General features: G+C 69.3%; 15 protein-coding genes. 4 read left to right on the forward strand and 11 right to left on the reverse strand.

Annotation, left to right across the window (positions count from 1 at the left end; all coding sequences use genetic code 11):
* Positions 1–88: 88 nt before the first annotated feature.
* The 3 genes from OZ403_RS02790 to OZ403_RS02800 are packed head-to-tail and all read right to left on the reverse strand — an operon-like array spanning position 89 to position 2,945.
* Positions 89–271 (reverse strand): hypothetical protein, encoded by a 183-nt coding sequence (locus OZ403_RS02790; RefSeq protein WP_140786979.1) that lies wholly within the window; start codon positions 269–271, stop codon positions 89–91.
* A gap of 52 nt (positions 272–323) precedes the next feature.
* On the reverse strand, positions 324–1,631 hold the full coding sequence (locus OZ403_RS02795) for a JmjC domain-containing protein (protein ID WP_268783414.1): 1,308 nt from the start codon (positions 1,629–1,631) through the stop codon (positions 324–326).
* 3 nt (positions 1,632–1,634) lie between these two features.
* The gene (locus tag OZ403_RS02800; protein WP_268783415.1) at positions 1,635–2,945 is read right to left on the reverse strand and encodes a hypothetical protein; all 1,311 of its coding nucleotides are present in this window, start codon (positions 2,943–2,945) and stop codon (positions 1,635–1,637) included.
* Between the two features lie 20 nt (positions 2,946–2,965).
* Between OZ403_RS02800 and OZ403_RS02805 the strand changes: the two genes are divergently transcribed.
* Positions 2,966–3,538, forward strand: coding sequence for a glutathione S-transferase family protein (locus tag OZ403_RS02805; protein WP_140786985.1), 573 nt, complete (start codon positions 2,966–2,968; stop codon positions 3,536–3,538).
* 85 nt (positions 3,539–3,623) lie between these two features.
* Here OZ403_RS02805 and OZ403_RS02810 read toward each other — a convergent pair whose 3' ends face one another.
* From OZ403_RS02810 to pdxR, 8 genes are all read right to left on the reverse strand, one after another.
* Entirely contained in the window at positions 3,624–4,154 is a 531-nt protein-coding gene (locus OZ403_RS02810) for a hypothetical protein (protein WP_140786987.1), read from the reverse strand.
* A gap of 27 nt (positions 4,155–4,181) precedes the next feature.
* Positions 4,182–5,156, reverse strand: coding sequence for a HEAT repeat domain-containing protein (locus OZ403_RS02815; protein ID WP_268783416.1), 975 nt, complete (start codon positions 5,154–5,156; stop codon positions 4,182–4,184).
* Positions 5,157–5,170: 14 nt separating this feature from the next.
* Positions 5,171–6,394, reverse strand: coding sequence for a hypothetical protein (locus OZ403_RS02820; protein WP_268783417.1), 1,224 nt, complete (start codon positions 6,392–6,394; stop codon positions 5,171–5,173).
* Positions 6,395–6,489: 95 nt separating this feature from the next.
* Positions 6,490–8,157, reverse strand: coding sequence for a serine/threonine protein kinase (locus OZ403_RS02825; RefSeq protein ID WP_140786992.1), 1,668 nt, complete (start codon positions 8,155–8,157; stop codon positions 6,490–6,492).
* A gap of 124 nt (positions 8,158–8,281) precedes the next feature.
* Positions 8,282–9,028, reverse strand: a complete 747-nt coding sequence (locus OZ403_RS02830; RefSeq protein WP_174258622.1) for an ABC transporter permease — start codon at positions 9,026–9,028, stop codon at positions 8,282–8,284.
* A 24-nt stretch (positions 9,029–9,052) separates the two neighbouring features.
* Entirely contained in the window at positions 9,053–9,985 is a 933-nt protein-coding gene (locus OZ403_RS02835) for an ABC transporter ATP-binding protein (RefSeq protein ID WP_140786996.1), read from the reverse strand.
* Positions 9,986–10,108: 123 nt separating this feature from the next.
* On the reverse strand, positions 10,109–10,939 hold the full coding sequence (locus OZ403_RS02840; RefSeq protein ID WP_268783418.1) for a metallophosphoesterase: 831 nt from the start codon (positions 10,937–10,939) through the stop codon (positions 10,109–10,111).
* A gap of 88 nt (positions 10,940–11,027) precedes the next feature.
* Positions 11,028–12,455 (reverse strand): MocR-like pyridoxine biosynthesis transcription factor PdxR, encoded by a 1,428-nt coding sequence (gene pdxR / locus OZ403_RS02845; protein WP_268783419.1) that lies wholly within the window; start codon positions 12,453–12,455, stop codon positions 11,028–11,030.
* Positions 12,456–12,558: 103 nt separating this feature from the next.
* Between pdxR and OZ403_RS02850 the strand changes: the two genes are divergently transcribed.
* The 3 genes from OZ403_RS02850 to ettA all read left to right on the forward strand — a co-directional run bounded on the left by OZ403_RS02850 (position 12,559) and on the right by ettA (position 15,312).
* Complete coding sequence (locus tag OZ403_RS02850) at positions 12,559–13,023, forward strand: 2,4'-dihydroxyacetophenone dioxygenase family protein (RefSeq protein ID WP_268783420.1); 465 nt, start codon at positions 12,559–12,561, stop codon at positions 13,021–13,023.
* Between the two features lie 44 nt (positions 13,024–13,067).
* Positions 13,068–13,400: a DUF2834 domain-containing protein gene (locus OZ403_RS02855; protein WP_140787003.1), complete on the forward strand. Its 333-nt coding sequence runs from the start codon at positions 13,068–13,070 to the stop codon at positions 13,398–13,400.
* Positions 13,401–13,632: 232 nt separating this feature from the next.
* Positions 13,633–15,312, forward strand: a complete 1,680-nt coding sequence (ettA, locus tag OZ403_RS02860; RefSeq protein ID WP_140787005.1) for an energy-dependent translational throttle protein EttA — start codon at positions 13,633–13,635, stop codon at positions 15,310–15,312.
* The last annotated feature ends 48 nt before the right edge of the window (positions 15,313–15,360 follow it).

Genomic DNA, 15,360 nt, shown 5'->3' on the forward strand with positions numbered 1-15,360 from the left:
TCCCGGTCGGGCGAAAATAGAAACGCGCGACCCGGCGAGGCCGGGACGCGCGTGTGAGGCGTCCAATCAAGCGTCAGCGGCGCGTGTCCTAGACGCAGTACATATAGCGCGAGCAGGTCTTGAACGCGTTGGTGGAACCCGCGGGCTTCGTCGTCTTGTCCAGCTCCCGAAGCACCTGGGTCAGCTTCTTGGTCTGCTTGGACGCCTTCGTCTTCGTCTTCGCCTTCACCATGGGAATCCTCCACACGTTGGGGTCAGACTGCTCAAGCATGGTAAAGTGTGTAATTCGATTGAGTCAAGTTGAGATGTCTTTGCTTGCTGCGTTATCGGCCTGCCAGCTGGATGGCTCGAAATGTCAGTAGAATTTCCAGCATCCGGCGCACGCCCGCGCGCGTCGCGGGCAGCGGTTTCAAGACGCGGAGTGGCATGTCGCCTCGCGAGGGAAAAGGGTGCAAGAGTTCACCCACGCTCACCGTGCGCGCCGTGTTCAATGTCGCGACAAGTTTATTCACCGGTTGCCGAAGGCCTGAGACATGCAACGCGTTGCCGTTGGCTGAACAACACCAACCCGTGCCTGTTTTCTCCAGCAGGATGGGGAAGCTTTTATTCCCGTGAAGGATGTCTGTGTCCTTGAGGGGCCGCCGCCTCGCGGGAGGCGGTGGGGGCTCGAAGCCGCCCGCGGAGCGCCCGTTGAGCCACAGGGTCCGGATGTGGGCCTGGGTTCGTGAGTCATGGCTGCTTTCGCGCAATGTGTTCGCGGCCTGCCGCAGGGCGGCGGGCAGCTCACGCGGCAGCACGCCGTCGCCGTCGAGCACGTCCGGTACCAGCGCACGGCCACGCGCCGTGTCGCGAGCGCGTGGTGCGTTACCGCGGCCTGTGCTCACGAGGTCCTCCACGTCATAGCGGGCCTGGTGTCCGGTGACGGGGACGCCCACGTTGACGCTGGTGGCGACGTCCCGGCTCGCGCTCTCTCCGACGTGGTAGTAGCTGGCGGGCCAGTAGAGGATGTCGCCGGGCCCCACTTCCGCGGTGAATGACTCCGCCAGGTAGGGCGCGTAGTCCACCAGGGTGGTGACGGGCATGCTCCATGGGCGCCTGGCCCAGAAGCGCATCCGCTTGCGGCCCCGGATGGCAAAGAGGAACGTGGTGAAGCGGTCCAGGTGGACGCCCACCGGACTGTGCTCGTAGTTCCCATGGAACAGCGTGGTGATGCCGCCTGACAGGGGGAGCCCCACGCGCCGCCAGAGGTCGGAGAAGAAGGCCCGCTCGCGGGACCAGAGTCCGAAGCCGTGGGAATGCAGCAGGGAGATGATGAGCGCGTAGCGACGAGTTCCCAGCGCGTCCGCGAGCCGCGAGTCGTAGCCGTCCAGCGAGCCGTCGGTGTCGCGGGGAAGCCAGGGCCCGGGGTGGACGGGCTGCCCCTGGTCGATGGTGAACTGGACGTCCGTGCGCGCCTCGAGCGCCGTGGGCGGGTCCATGGCGCCGCGCGAGGCCCCGAGCGCCGCGTCGAACACGTCCGTGTCCATGAACGGATTGACGCCCGTCGCCTGGTAGAGCACCGGCCGCCGGTTCCAGTAGCGCGTGACGAAGGTGTCCCAGTCGAACCGGCGCTGGATGTCGATGCGGGCCATCCGTCAGGCCTCCTTCGAGGGCACGCGCTCGATACCGCGCAGCGCATGAAGGGTTTCCAGCAAGGCCCGCACCTGCTCGCGTTGGGACGCGCCTCGCCCCAGGCCGCACAGGGCGCCCACCCGCACGGGGACGCCCGGCGCCAGCGCGTCCAGTACGTGCGCCGCGAAGGGGCCTGGACCGGCGAAGGCGTGGCCGTTGACGGCCCACAGCCACTGCCCCGGGCTGTCCAGCATCCGCACCACGCGGCCCGGAGGCGTCTTCCGCACGTAGGCGTCTTCTTCGAGGGGTTCGTGGGCGCGCGGTGGAGGCACCGGCTCCAGCGCGGAGGCGCTGACGCGCTGGGCCCACGTGATGCGCAGCAGTTGCCGCAGGTCCGGGCCGTGCGTCACGGCCCGCAGCGCGCTCGCGGTGTGCGCCAGTCGTGGCACGGGCGTGCGTCCACGCGTCCCGGGAAAGGGCAGGTACGGGACGGTGTCATCCGCCTCGCCCTGGGCCTCCAGGAGCTTCACCGCCAGGGCCTTCACGGCCTCCAGGGGCTCGCTGCCGCGCACCGGAATCCACAGCCGCAGCACCAGGGCGCCCTCGTCGCTCGCCTCCTCTTGCCAGACGTGGGACGGCGCATACAGCACGTCCCCCGCCTGGGCCTCCACCGTCCGGGCCTCGTGGGCGTCCTTCGTCCACTGGCGCACGCGCAGCCGCCCGTGGAGCACCGCGGTGAAGCGGGCATGGTGTTCCCGGCGCGCGGCGCCCTGCGGCGGCTCGCTGAAGCGTCCCAGCCACAGGTCGCTGATGATGGGCAGCACGGGCACGCCGACCTGCGCCAGCGCGCCGTCGACGAAGGCGCGCACTCGCTCCCACTGCGCGTAGTCCCGCATGAGCGGCTGTTCCACGAAGCACTGGAAGCCGCGCGCCGCGCCGAGCTCGCGGCCGACGCGCTGGAGATACGCGGTGGCGTCCGCGTCCTGCTCCCCGGGCAGGAGCGTGCCGGGCGCGCGCATGCGAGCGGTGTCCGCGAAGAAGCGCACGTCGGGCAGGGCGCGGAAGCGCGTGCCGAAGCGGAAGGGCGCGCTGATGGAGACGAGCCCCTGGAAGGCCTGCTCGGGCGGAATGAGCGGGGTGTCCAGCCGCAGCCGCGTGGGGGACTGCTCCCAGTGCGTGCTCGCGAAGCGGGCCCAGTCGGGTGCGTGTCTCATCGGCAGGGATTCCACCATCGAAGTCTGACGGGTGGGCGAGCGTCCAGCGGTGGATTTCTTCACGCGCATGATGCCGTGCTCCGTGCCGGCGTTCTGGTAGGAGACAGCGCTGTCCTCCATCCGAAAGGTCAGGTCCGACGATGAAACTCTATTTCAACCCCAGAAGCCGCGCGGTCATTGCCAAGTGGATGCTGGATGAGTGCGGCGCGCAGTACGAAATCGTCCCCATCGACTTCGAGAAGAAGGAGAACAAGTCGCCTGAGTTCTTGAAAATCAACCCCGCTGGGAAATTGCCAGCCTTGGTGGACGGAGACGCGCGGCTGTTCGAGAGCGCGGCCATCTGTCTCTACCTGGCGGAGAAATTCCCGGACGCGCAGCTCGCGCCGAAGCCGGGTGACAAGGACCGGGGGCGCTACCTGTCGTTGATGGTGTATTCCACGTCGCAGCTCGAGCCCTCCATGGGGGACCACCTGATGAAGCTGCCGACGGGGCCCGCGCGGGGCTGGACGGACTTCGAGACGGTGCTGAACGTCGTCGAGGGCGAGCTGGGACAGGGGCCCTACCTGTTCGGTGAACGCTTCACCGCGGCGGACGTGATGATTGGCTCGATGTTCATCTGGATGCGCATCTTCGGCAGCCGGACGGGGCGTCCCGCGCTGGAGGCCTACATCGAGCGGCTGCTGGCCCGCCCGAAGGGCATGAAGCTGGGCTGAGCGGCGCCCCGCGCGAGGTCGAAGGCCCGGACCTTCCGATGGGGGACGTGTCCGGGCCTCCTGGCGGCCCAGGTGGGCCCGTGCGTCAGTCCAGAACGCCGATGGTCTTCGCGCGCGTGACGGCGGTGCCCACGCTGACGTAGCCCTTGTACCAGGACGTGTCCTTCGTCCCCAGCTTGTCCTGCTGGAGGTGCGCGTGGGGGCCGGAGGAGTTTCCGGTGCCGCCGATGTTGCCCACCTGGCAGCGGTCACACGTGCGGTTGCGGGAGTCCGCCGTCTTGATGAAGTGCCACTGACGGAACGTCCAGCCGCTCGCCCAGGCGTGGCGGGCCTCGTTCTGGTTGCCGCTGCCGTTGCCGTTGCAGACGACGCCGGTGGTGCGGATGGTCACCGCCCAGTAGAGCGAGCCCACCACGCCCGTCTCCGCGCCCCAGTAGTTGCAACGGCCGCCCGCGCCGATGTCCACCGCGCCGTGGAACTTGCCGCTGCTGTAGTTGGTCAGGGCCGTCACCGAGCCGGTGTGGGTGCCCTTGACGGTGTGCGCCGTCACGGACGCGGGGATGAGCGCCAGCGCGGCCAGCGCGGCCAGGGAGTTCTTCCAGGTGCTGCTACGCATGAGGTGTTCCTTTCAATGGACTGCCTGTCACGGAGCCTGCTGCAACCGCTGCTTCTCCCTCAGGAGCAGGCTCCACTCCTGAAGGCCCATGCCGAGAACCTGAATCCACGCGTCGGCCTCCCGCGCCAGGCGCGGGTCCATGGCGCGCAGGCGTTGGAGGTCGGGAATCGCGCCCTCGAAGCCGAGCTGCGCGACGCTCTGGAGCAGCGCCTTGCGCACGCTGTCGTCCGTCTCCTCGCGGTACATGGCGAGCAGGGACTCACGGGCGCCCTGCATCTGCTCCGCCGGGACGCCGCCCAGCGCGTTGACGGCGGCCTTGCGCACGCTCGCGTCGTCGCTGCGCAGCAAGGACGTGATGCGGTCCGCGGACTCGGCGCTGATTTTCTCCGTGGAGAGGTTGTCCAGGATGCGCGCCGTCACCGCCGGGTCCGTGGAGGCCACCGCGGCCGTCACCGCCGTGTCGGCCGCCGGGCCGTACTGGCCGGCGTACACGTGTGCGTTGTCCTCGATGAGGTTGGTCGCCGCCTCCTGCCGCACCTGGGGCGACTCGTCCCGCACCATGCGCTCGTACAAATCGCCGGTGCGCTCCAGCGCGCCGGTGCGCCGCATCGCCCGCAGGGTGGCGGCGCGCACCGACGGGTCCGCGTCGTGCAGCGCGCGCTGTGCCACCACGTCCATGGCCTGGGTGTCCGCTTCACGTTCCGCGCGGGCCACCAGCGCCGCCGCCAGGTGTTCGGCCATGACGGGGTCCGACTCCCGCGCGAAGGCGTCGCGCAGCTCAGCGTCCGGCAGCGTGACGGCGGCCTCGCGCAGCAGGGTGCGCAGGTAGCGCTGGTAGGACGGTGAGCCGGAGCCCAGTCCACGGCGGATGTCATCCATCAGCCCGCGCACGGAGCAGGTGCTGGCCCGGAGCGCGGGCCGCGCGTCGGCGGAGGCCGCGTGCGCGTTGGCGGACAGCAGGGGGAAGAGGGGCAGCGTGAGCAGTAGGCAGAGGCGTTTCATGGAAGCTCCCGTGCTCAGTCGTGACCGACGAGACAGCCGAAGGGGTCCTGGTCGGGCAGGCTGTTCCAGAGCCGGACGAAGTCGTGGAGCCCGCTCGCGTAGAGCTGTTCGAAAATCTGGTAGATGGGCTGGAAGCGCGGATCGGCCATCGCCATGTTGGCCATGACGGGCAGGGCCTCGCGGCCGGATGCGCGCGCGGCGAAGCGGAAGAGGGCCCACCGCACGCACGTCTCCTGCTCTCGGGCGAAGGCCTGGGCGAACAGCTCCAGCACCTGCTGGTTGTCTCCGGAGATGGAGAGGTTGTGGGCGGCGGCCTCGCGTCCGTCCGGGCTGCCCTCCTGCGTGAGCACCTTCGCGTACCGCGCGCGGGTGTGCTCATCCAGCACGGGCGTGGCGTGCATGGGCGTGGACAGCGCCAGGTAGCGAATCTGCTCGTCGGGGGACTCGGTGCCGATGGCGAGCAGCGCGTCCATGTAGGGCGCGGCGTTGCCCTTCGCCTCGAAGTCGCGCTTCATGACGCGGGCGATGGTGCGCGTGGCGGCCCAGCCTGCCTCGCCGGAGACGGGGTCTTTCGCGAAGGCCGTCAGGGTGTCCAGCGCCGCCGGCTCGAAGCGCTTCTGCGTGTCCAGCGCGGACAGGATGCCCGCGCGCCGTCCGCCGTCGAGCGTGGCGTCCATGCCCTGCGCCAGCAGCTGGGTGGCCACCTGGGCGTGGTGCACCGCCTCCGAGCCACGCAGCGCCGTCAGGAGGACGTCGAACTCGTCGGGCCCCGCGGTGCGCGCCCAGGACAGCACCTGGCTCGCTCGGCCCGGGTCCTGGCCAATCAGCTCCGTCAGGCGCTCCGCCAGGTAGTCCGCGACCAGCGAATCCCCCGACGCGAGCAGCGGCGCGGCCCACGCGCGGAAGTTCTCCAGCGTCACCGCCGCGTCGAAGCGCTCCAGCTCGCGCCAGCACACGGCCTCGTCGAAGCGAGGGGGCGGCGGCTCTTCGTCGTGCGTCCCACCCGCGCCCGCGCGCCCGCCGTGGCCTCGCCCGCCGGATGCGGCCTTCCGGGACGCCGCGGCGGTGCCGCCGGCTTCGGCATCGGACGACTCGCCATCGCCGCCACGCGACGACAGCAGGGCCACGCCTCCCACGAGCAAGGCCGCGCCCGCGAGCCACGCCAGCGTCTTGGGCACGCGACGGCCCGGAGCGCCCGGAGCGGGAGCGGCGGAACGGTGGATGGATTCTGGAGTCATGGCGCCTGGGCCTGTGAGGGGGTCCACTCCCCCTGAGGGCCCAGCGCGCGCGCCGTCTCAGAAAATCATTTCGCGCGGATTTTCCCGCGCGAGGCTCAGCGGCCCGTCTTGATGCCCAGGCCGCCGCCCTGGCCGGGATTGGCGGGCCGCTTCGTCCCTGCGGCCGGCGTGCCCGGACTGGACTTGCCGCCTCCGGCGCGCCGCAGCTCCAGGCGCAGCTCCTCGTCCGTGGCGGACACCTGCCGTGTCACGGGCTCGTAGCCGTTGAGGGCCAGCGTCACCGACACCGGGGCGGCTCCGGCCTCCAGCTCCAGGCGCAGCGGTGTCTCGCCGCGCTCCTCGCCGTTGACGCTCACCCGGGCTCCAGGGGGCTCGGTGATGACGGGCAGCTTCACGTGGCGCGCCGGCTCGGGGTCCACGTGTGGAGGCGGCTGCACTTCAGGCGCGACTTCCGGCTGGTGCGGCACGGCCACTTCCACCGGCGGACGGACCGGGGTGGCGTCCGCGGGCGAGCGGAAGAAGACGATGCCCGCGCCCGCGATGAGCAGGCCCAGCCCCGCCGTGGCCACCGGGAGCCAGGGGATGCGCCGGGCCGGCTCCGGTTGCTGACGGGCCAGGGGCGCGGTGCCTCGCGTCTGCTCCTTCGGCTGCGGCGCGGCGGCGGCGTGCCGCGAGCGCGTCCCGGGGACGGCGCCATGGGGGGAGCCGCGCATGGCCCGCGACGCGGAGGAGCGCCCCGCAGGGCCCAGCAGCCCCGGCACTCCGCTGAGCGACGAGTTGGAGCGCGAGTCCAGGTCCGCGTCCTCCGCGAGCTGGTCCAGCTTCGCCGGGTCCGTCTCATGGGCGATGCGGTCCGCGTAGAGCTCCCGCAGGAAGGCGGCCAGGTGCGCGCTGCTGGAGGGCAGCCGCAGGTTGAGCGCGTAGTCCTCCAGCGCCAGCCGGAAGGCGCCGCAGTCCGGGTAGCGCTGGTCCGGCGAGGGCGCCAGGGCCTTGAGCACCACTTCGTCCAGGCCCGGTGGCAGGCGCGGGTTGAGCTGCGACGGCCGTGGCACCTGGCAGTCCTTCACCAGCCGCAGCGTCATCATGTCCGACTCGCCCTTGAAGAGGCGCTTACCGGTGAGCAGCTCCCACATGACGACGCCCAGCGCGAACAAGTCACTGCGCGCGTCGATGGAGAGCCCGCTGGCCTGCTCCGGGGACATGTACGGGTACTTGCCCTTGAGGACGCCGGTGGCCGTGTTCTGGCTGCTGGTGGCCGCCTTCGCCACGCCGAAGTCGATGACCTTCACCCCGCCGTCGAAGCCGACCAGGATGTTCTGCGGCGACACGTCGCGGTGCACCAGCCGCAGCGGCTTGCCCTGGGCGTCACGCGCCTGGTGCGCGTAGTCGAGCCCGGCGGCCGCGTCCGCGATGATGCGCAGGATGAGTCCCACCGGCAGCGTCTTGCCCTGCGCGCGGGACGTCTTGTCCAGGCGGCGCACGTCGTCGCCCTGCACGTACTCCATCGCCAGGCAGTGGCGGCCCTCAATCTCTGTCAGGTCGAGGATGGTGATGAGGTTGGGGTGCGTCAGGCGCGCTACGAGCCCCGCCTCGTCCAGGAACATGGAGAGGAACTCATCATCCTCCGCGAGGTGGGGAAGGATGAGCTTGAGGACGACAAGTCGCTCGAACCCCGTCCCATGTTCGCGGGCCAGAAACACCTGACCCATTCCCCCAGAGGCAATCTTGCGTAGTAGCTCGTACTTACCGAATGGCACAGCCATGTGTGCCCGCCAGGATATCGCTCTTTCTTACCTCGTGGGAATTGCTCAGTCGCGAATTACCCCACAGGGTTGGGAACGAGCAGGCAGGCAGGCGTGAACGGCCTGCCCGGCTTTCCGGGGTGAGTCAGGCTTTCATTTTGTAGCCGGAGCGCAGGACGGCGTAGGTGAGCGCGGTGGCCACCACGGCGACGGCGAAGAGGATGCTCCCGCCGCCCAGGGGCGAATAGATGCTGCGGCCGAGCATGCCGTAGCGCAGCCCTTCCACCATGTAGACCATGGGGTTGAAGAGGCTGACGGTGTTCCAGGGCGCGGGCAGCTCGCGCACGGAATAGAAGACGCCGCCCAGGAAGGTGAGGGGCAGCATGACGAAGGTGGGGAAGAAGTTGATCTGCTCGAACTTCTCCGCCCACACCGCGGCGAGCATGCCCAGCACACTGAAGACGTAGGACGACAGGATGAGGAAGTACGCGGCCACTCCCGCGTGCTCCAGGCTGAAGCCGGTGAAGAAGGTGGCCACGGCCCAGGTGAGCAGACCCACCGCGAGCCCGCGCACCATGGCGCCGCCGATGAAGCCCGCCATCAACTCACCGGGCCCCAGCGGGGCCACCAGCAAGTCCACCACGGTGCCCTGAATCTTGGTGATGAACAGCGACGAGGAGCTGTTGAGGAAGGCGTTGTTCGCGATGCCGAGGAAGACGAGCCCCGGCACGATGAAGTGCAGGTACGGCAGGCCCTCCACCGTCTGGACGCGGTTGGACATGGAGACGCCGAAGACGATGAAATACAGCGTGGTGCTGATGAGGGGCGACAGGACGGTTTGCCCCGGCACGCGCATGAAGCGCCGGACCTCCTTCGCCAGAAGGGTCTTCATCCCAAGGACGTTCATGATGAGGGCTCAGGCGGCCTGCTGTGGGCGGCCACGGAGGATTTCGATGAGCACGTCTTCCATGCGAGAGCGGCGCGTCTCCACGTCGGAGATGAGCTGCCCTTCGGCGTAGAGGGCGCGGAGCAGTTCGCCGGACGGGGCGCAGCCGTCGCGCTCCACGTAGGTGAGGGTGCGGCCGTCCTCGCTGAGGCGGGCGGTGAAGCGCTTGCCGGCCTCGGACAGGCCCGGCTGCGGCTGCTCGAAGGTGATGATGACGCGGCGCTCGCCGAAGCGGCGCAGCAGGGTGGCCTTGTCCTCCACCATGAGGAGGCGGCCCTCGTTGATGATGCCCACGCGGTCGGCCAGCTCCTCGGCCTCTTCCAGGTAGTGCGTGGTGAGGACGATGGTGGTGCCCTCCGAGGCGAGCTTGCGCACGTAGGTCCACAAGTCGCGGCGCAGCTCCACGTCCACGCCCGCGGTGGGCTCGTCGAGGAACACGAGGCGGGGCTTGTGCACCAGCGCCTTGGCGATGAGCAGCCGGCGCTTCATGCCACCGGACAGCGCGCGCGTGTACGCGTCCTTCTTCGCGTGCAGGTTGAGGGCGGTGAGCACCTCGTCGATGCGCGCGTCATCCGCGGGGCGGCCGTAGAAGCCCAGCTGGATGCGCAGCGATTCGGCCACGGTGAAGAAGGGGTCGAAGTTGATTTCCTGCGGCACGAGCCCGATGTCGTAGCGCGGACCCACCGGGTCCTGGTCCAGGTCCTTGCCGAAGACGCGGATGCTGCCGGAGGACTTCTTCACCAGGCCGCAGACGCTGCCAATCATCGTCGTCTTGCCCGCGCCGTTGGGGCCCAGCAAGGCGAAGATTTCACCGGGACGGATGGCGAGGTCCACGGTGTGAAGTGCCGTGAACTCTCCGTAACGCTTGGAGAGTCCCTGGAGTTCGAGGGCGGGGACGGACATGGCGCGCTTCCTGTAACACCTCCGGTCGCGCGGCGCTCGCCTTGTGTGCGGGCGCGGTGTCCGTCCCTGGCGACTCGCTATCGCAAGTCGGGCAGGGTGGCGCGTCGCGTTGTCCACCCGGTGTCATTCCCGCATGGCGACTTCCTGGAGCGTGCCCTCGCGGCACTGGAAGACCGCGAACGCATCCGCGCCCTGCTCCACGCTGGCGAGGCACCGCACGAGCGAACGCTGGCCGCCGGGGTGCTGGACGGTGCCGGCGTAGGGCCGGTGCAGGTGGCCACAGAGGACCAGCCGGGGCTGGAGCGCGTCCACCAGGAGCCGCGCGTACGCGTTGCCGACGAGGTCGTGGCTCGCGCTGCGGCGCTGTCCCTGGAAGTCGGCGGCCTCCTCGGGCGGGATGATGCCGGAGGGCCAGTCATGCAGCAGGAGTACGTCCGCGCGCCCGAGCGCCAGGACTCGCTCGACGTCCTGTTCGTTGAAGAAGGTGAAGTCCTTGTTGGACACGTCGCCCATCGAGGCCAGCGGCGGGCGGGACTTGCAGAAGGTGGCTTCGCGGTGGATGCCAGACAGGCCCGCCACGCGGAGGCCGTTCAACTCCACCACGCCGCTCCGGCCCAGGTAGTGGCAGTGCGGCGCCAGCGCGGAGCCCTCGGGGTACAGGTCGAGGTGACCGTAGGGCTCGTGGTTGCCGCCGATGAAGTAGACGGGCCAGGGGAAGCGGCGCCGTCGCTGGTGGTAGGCCTCGAAGTCCCCCAGGTGCCTGTGCTTCATGGGTGCGGCCATGGTGGCCAGGTCGGCGTCGTGACGGTGGGGCTCGAAGTCGCCCACCTGGAGCACGAAGTCGAGCGGCCTTCGGCTGCGTTCCTCCCAGGCGGTGAGGTGACTCACCATCCGGTTCATGTGTCCATGGACGTCGCCCACCACGGCGAAGAAGAACGTCTGGGAGGAGGACATGGCGGTTTCCGTTCTGGTTCAGGTTCCAGTCGCGGGCGAGGACGAGGGCGGTGCTTTGGGACTGACGGGTGGTTCGTGTGCGGTGGCCTCAGAGGGCTCCGGCGAGCCGCGTTCGCAGGCGTCTGAGTCCTTCGTCGATGCGGTCTACTGTCACGCCGCCGTAGCCCAGCACCCAGCCATGGCGGGTGGGCGTTCCGGCGAAGTAGCGGGAGAGTTCTTCGATGCCGATTCCCGCGTCACGGGCCCGTCGTGTGAGCTCCCGCTCCAACCGGGCGCCGCCTCGCGTGAAGGCGACGCACAGGTGCAGGCCCGCGACGGAGGGCAGTTGCTCAAGGGTGTCTCCAAAGTGGTGGTGGAGCTTCTCCGACAGCCGCGTGTGCCGTTGCTCGTATTCGCGCCGCGTCTTTCGCAGGTGCCGGGCCAGTGCTCCCGTGTCGATGAAGCGCGCGAGCGCCGCCTGCGCGGGAAGCTGGCTGTGCCAGTCCGTCACCTGCTTCGCCAGCCGGAGCTCTCGTTGGAGCGAGGGCGGCGCGACGAGGAATCCCAATCGCAGCGCGGGGAGCAGCACCTTGGAGAACGAGCCCACGTAGAGGACGCGGCCCGAACGGTCCAGGCTGTGCAACGTCTCCAAGGGCCGGCCGCCGAAGCGGAACTCGCTGTCGTAGTCGTCCTCGATGACCACCGCGTCGCGCCGCCGGGCCCAGTCGAGCAGGGCCCTGCGGCGCGCGGGCGACATCACGATGCCCAGCGGGAACTGATGGGACGGCGTGACGTAGACGAGGCGCGTGTCGTCCGGCAGCGCCTGCATGTCGAGCCCCTCCTCGTCGACTGGCACCGGAACCACGCGGGCTCCGAGTGACTGGAACAGGAGCCGTGCGGGCGGGTAGCCGGGTTCCTCCACGGCGACGCGGTCTCCGGGCTCCAGCAGCACCCGGCCCGCGAGGTCTAGCGCCTGCTGCGCTCCATGCGTGATGAGCACGTCCGACGCTTCGGCACGAACGCCTCGGGAGACGCCCACGTGGCGTGCCACGGCCTCGCGCAGCTCGGGGTGGCCGGCCGGGTCCGCGTAGGCTGCCGTCATCACGGCGGCGCGCAGGTGCCGCGCGAGCAGCCGATGCCAGGTTTCGAACGGGAACAACGCGGCGTCGGGGGTGCCGACGCGGAAGTCATACGGCGCTGGCGGCTCGGCGGGTGGAGGGACGTGCAGCTCGCTCCAGACGGCGCGCGGACGCAGCTTCACACCGCGCGTCGCCGCCGCGCGCGCACATTGTTCCCGGGGCGCGTTCTGGACGAAGCTGCCCGCGCGGCCTCGGCCCACGAGCAGGCCCTCGGCGGCCAGCCATTCGTAGGCTACGCCCACCGTGTTGCGCGAGACGCCCAGCCGCTGGGCCAGCTCACGCGATGGAGGAACCTGCTCACCGTCCCGCAGCCGCCCGTCGAGAATCCGCGCGCGCAGCCCTCGGTAGATCTGCCCCGCGACGTCTCTGCGGTCCTGGAGGTCGACGTGAAGGTCCATGCCAGGAGCCCCTCTAGTTTGGCCCAGTGAGATTCGTCAATTCTGGCCCGGTGGGCGGGCCAGTGAGGGCGCAAGGTGACGGCGTTTCTTCACAGGAGCCATCATGAACGACACGTCCTCGTCCTCTGCGTCCTCGCGCCCGGTCGACCCCGAGCGCATGCCCTGGATTCCCATGGGCCCCGCGGGCCTCTCCTTCAAGCCGCTTCGTTTCTTCCGGGATGGCTCCGGCTGGATGTACCTCTTCCGCTTGGAGCCCGGCACCGTCATTCCCCGGCACCGCCACACCGGCGAGGTGCACGGCTTCAACCTCTCCGGGACTCGCGAGCTGCTCGACACGGGGGAGGTGATTGGCCCCGGTGGCTACGTCTACGAACCGCCCGGCAATGTCGACAGCTGGCGGGTGACGGGCGACGCGCCAGCGGTCCTTCTCATCACCGTGCGCGGGGCCATCGAGTACCTGACGGAGAATGGCCAGGTCTCCAAGCGCGTCACGTCCGAGGACCGGCTCCAGACCTACCGTCGCTGGTGCGAGGCGAACAGCGCGCCGTTCATGGCCACACTCGAGTGAGCCCCGACGGCATGGTGTGAACGCACGCTTGTTATGCTGACGCGGTGAAGACCCGGCACCTCAAGTCCGTGCTCCTGGCCCTGACCGTGGCGGGAGTGGCCATCCCCTACGCGGCCTTCGTGCCCTTCGTCGTGGAGCACGGGCTGGATGTTCCACTGTTCGTCGCGCAGGCCGCGGCCAATCGCATCAGCGCGTTTGCATGGCTGGACGTCGTGGTGTCCGCGGTCGTGTTGCTGGTGGCCGCGTACTCCGGCAGGTTCATCCAGCGGAATCAGGCCCTCTTCGTCACCGGCCTCACCCTGGGGGCCGGCGTTTCGGCGGGCCTGCCGCTGTTCCTGTACTTCGCGCTCGATGCCGGCGCGTTCAAGAGGGATTGAAAGAGGATGGATGCCGTCATGGAGCAGGCCCAGAGGGGGCTTCTGGCGGCACCGTTCGCTTTTCCACGCCTGCGGGGCGGGCCAAGGGGCGACGGCTTGTTCCGGGCTGCCCCCACCTGTCGGGGCCGGTCGTTCGAGCCCCACGGGGTTGGGGGACGCTCTCGCCTTGAGTGCGCTGTTGCACCCTGGTATCCGCAGAGCCCCTCACTCCACCTTAAGCAGGAAGGCCCAGATGGCCCAGAATTTCATCTTCACGATGCAGGACCTGCGCAAGGTCAAGAACGGCAAGGAGATCCTCAAGGGCATCTACCTCTCGTTCTTCCCCGGCGCGAAGATTGGCGTCATTGGCCCCAACGGCTCCGGTAAGTCGACGCTGCTGCGCATCATGGCGGGCGTGGACACGGAGTTCTTCGGGGTCGCCAAGCCAGACCCCAGCGCCAAGGTTGGCTACCTGGCGCAGGAGCCACAGCTCGACGCCTCGCTCGACGTGAAGGGCAACGTCGAGCTGGGTCTGAAGGAGATTCGCGCCACGCTGGACCGCTTCAACGAGGTCAGCGCGAAGTTCGCCGAGCCCATGAGCGACGCGGAGATGGAGAAGCTGCTGGCCGAGCAGGGCCGGCTGCAGGACGCCATCGACGCGGTGAATGGCTGGGAGCTGGACCGCACCATCGAGATGGCCATGGACGCGCTGCGCCTGCCGCCGGGCGACGCGGACGTGACGAAGCTGTCCGGTGGTGAGAAGCGCCGCGTGGCGCTGTGCCGCATCCTGCTGGAGAAGCCGGACCTGCTCCTGCTGGACGAGCCCACCAACCACCTGGACGCGGAGAGCGTCGCGTGGCTGGAGCAGGCGCTCAAGGAGTACAAGGGCACCATCGTCTGCATCACCCACGACCGGTACTTCCTGGACAACGCGGCCGAGTGGATTCTGGAACTGGACCGCGGCGAGGGTGTGCCCTGGAAGGGCAACTACTCCAGCTGGCTGGAGCAGAAGCAGAAGCGCCTGGAGCTGGAGGAGAAGTCGGAGAGCCACCGCCAGAAGACGCTCAAGCGCGAGCTGGAGTGGGTGCGTGCCTCCCCGAAGGCCCGTCAGGCCAAGAGCAAGGCGCGCATCGCGGCCTACGAGGAGCTGCTCAACCAGACGCAGGACAAGCGCGACGCGACGGGCGAGGTCATCATTCCGCCCGGGCCGCCGCTGGGCGGGCTCGTCATCGAAGCCAAGGGGCTGCGCAAGGCCTACGGCGACCGGCTGCTCATCGACGACCTGAGCTTCAAGCTGCCGCCGGGTGGCATCGTGGGCGTCATCGGTCCCAACGGCGCGGGCAAGACGACGCTGTTCCGGATGATGACGGGCGTGGAGTCGCCGGACGCGGGCGAGCTGCGCATCGGCGAGACGGTGAAGCTGGCCTACGTGGACCAGAGCCGCGACGCGCTGGACGGCGACAACACGGTGTTCCAGGAGGTGAGCGGCGGGCTGGACCACCTGGACCTGGGCAAGGCCGGGCAGGTGCCCAGCCGCGCGTACCTGGCGGGCTTCGCCTTCAAGGGGCAGGACCAGCAGAAGCGGGTGAAGGACCTGTCCGGCGGTGAGCGCAACCGCACGCACCTGGCGAAGATGCTCAAGAGCGGCGGCAACCTGCTGCTGCTCGACGAGCCCACCAACGACCTGGACGTGGAGACGCTGCGGAGCCTGGAGGACGCGCTGCTGAGCTTCGCGGGTTGCGCGGTGGTCATCAGCCACGACCGCTGGTTCCTCGACCGCATCGCCACGCACATCCTCGCGTTCGAGGGCGACAGCAAGGCGTTCTTCTTCGAGGGCAACTTCGAGGACTACGAGGCGGACAAGAAGAAGCGCCTGGGCCCCGAGGCCCTGGAGCCGCACCGCATCCGCTACCGGCCGATTACGAAGAGCTGAGCTGCTGCATGCCCAGAGCCACCGTACCGTGAGGTGCGGTGGCTCCAC

Source organism: Myxococcus sp. NMCA1 (assembly GCF_026810205.1).
Lineage (GTDB): Bacteria > Myxococcota > Myxococcia > Myxococcales > Myxococcaceae > Myxococcus > Myxococcus xanthus_A.

What these genes read in the sequence shown, in the direction of transcription:
- pdxR (WP_268783419.1), bottom strand. Translation starts at nt 12,455, where the DNA reads ATGGACCTTCACGTCGACCTCCAGGACCGCAGAGACGTCGCGGGGCAG.
- OZ403_RS02835 (WP_140786996.1), bottom strand. Translation starts at nt 9,985, where the DNA reads ATGTCCGTCCCCGCCCTCGAACTCCAGGGACTCTCCAAGCGTTACGGA.
- ettA (WP_140787005.1), top strand. Translation starts at nt 13,633, where the DNA reads ATGGCCCAGAATTTCATCTTCACGATGCAGGACCTGCGCAAGGTCAAG.
- OZ403_RS02840 (WP_268783418.1), bottom strand. Translation starts at nt 10,939, where the DNA reads ATGTCCTCCTCCCAGACGTTCTTCTTCGCCGTGGTGGGCGACGTCCAT.
- OZ403_RS02850 (WP_268783420.1), top strand. Translation starts at nt 12,559, where the DNA reads ATGAACGACACGTCCTCGTCCTCTGCGTCCTCGCGCCCGGTCGACCCC.
- OZ403_RS02820 (WP_268783417.1), bottom strand. Translation starts at nt 6,394, where the DNA reads ATGACTCCAGAATCCATCCACCGTTCCGCCGCTCCCGCTCCGGGCGCT.
- OZ403_RS02805 (WP_140786985.1), top strand. Translation starts at nt 2,966, where the DNA reads ATGAAACTCTATTTCAACCCCAGAAGCCGCGCGGTCATTGCCAAGTGG.
- OZ403_RS02825 (WP_140786992.1), bottom strand. Translation starts at nt 8,157, where the DNA reads ATGGCTGTGCCATTCGGTAAGTACGAGCTACTACGCAAGATTGCCTCT.
- OZ403_RS02790 (WP_140786979.1), bottom strand. Translation starts at nt 271, where the DNA reads ATGCTTGAGCAGTCTGACCCCAACGTGTGGAGGATTCCCATGGTGAAG.
- OZ403_RS02810 (WP_140786987.1), bottom strand. Translation starts at nt 4,154, where the DNA reads ATGCGTAGCAGCACCTGGAAGAACTCCCTGGCCGCGCTGGCCGCGCTG.
- OZ403_RS02830 (WP_174258622.1), bottom strand. Translation starts at nt 9,028, where the DNA reads ATGAAGACCCTTCTGGCGAAGGAGGTCCGGCGCTTCATGCGCGTGCCG.
- OZ403_RS02795 (WP_268783414.1), bottom strand. Translation starts at nt 1,631, where the DNA reads ATGGCCCGCATCGACATCCAGCGCCGGTTCGACTGGGACACCTTCGTC.
- OZ403_RS02800 (WP_268783415.1), bottom strand. Translation starts at nt 2,945, where the DNA reads ATGGAGGACAGCGCTGTCTCCTACCAGAACGCCGGCACGGAGCACGGC.
- OZ403_RS02815 (WP_268783416.1), bottom strand. Translation starts at nt 5,156, where the DNA reads ATGAAACGCCTCTGCCTACTGCTCACGCTGCCCCTCTTCCCCCTGCTG.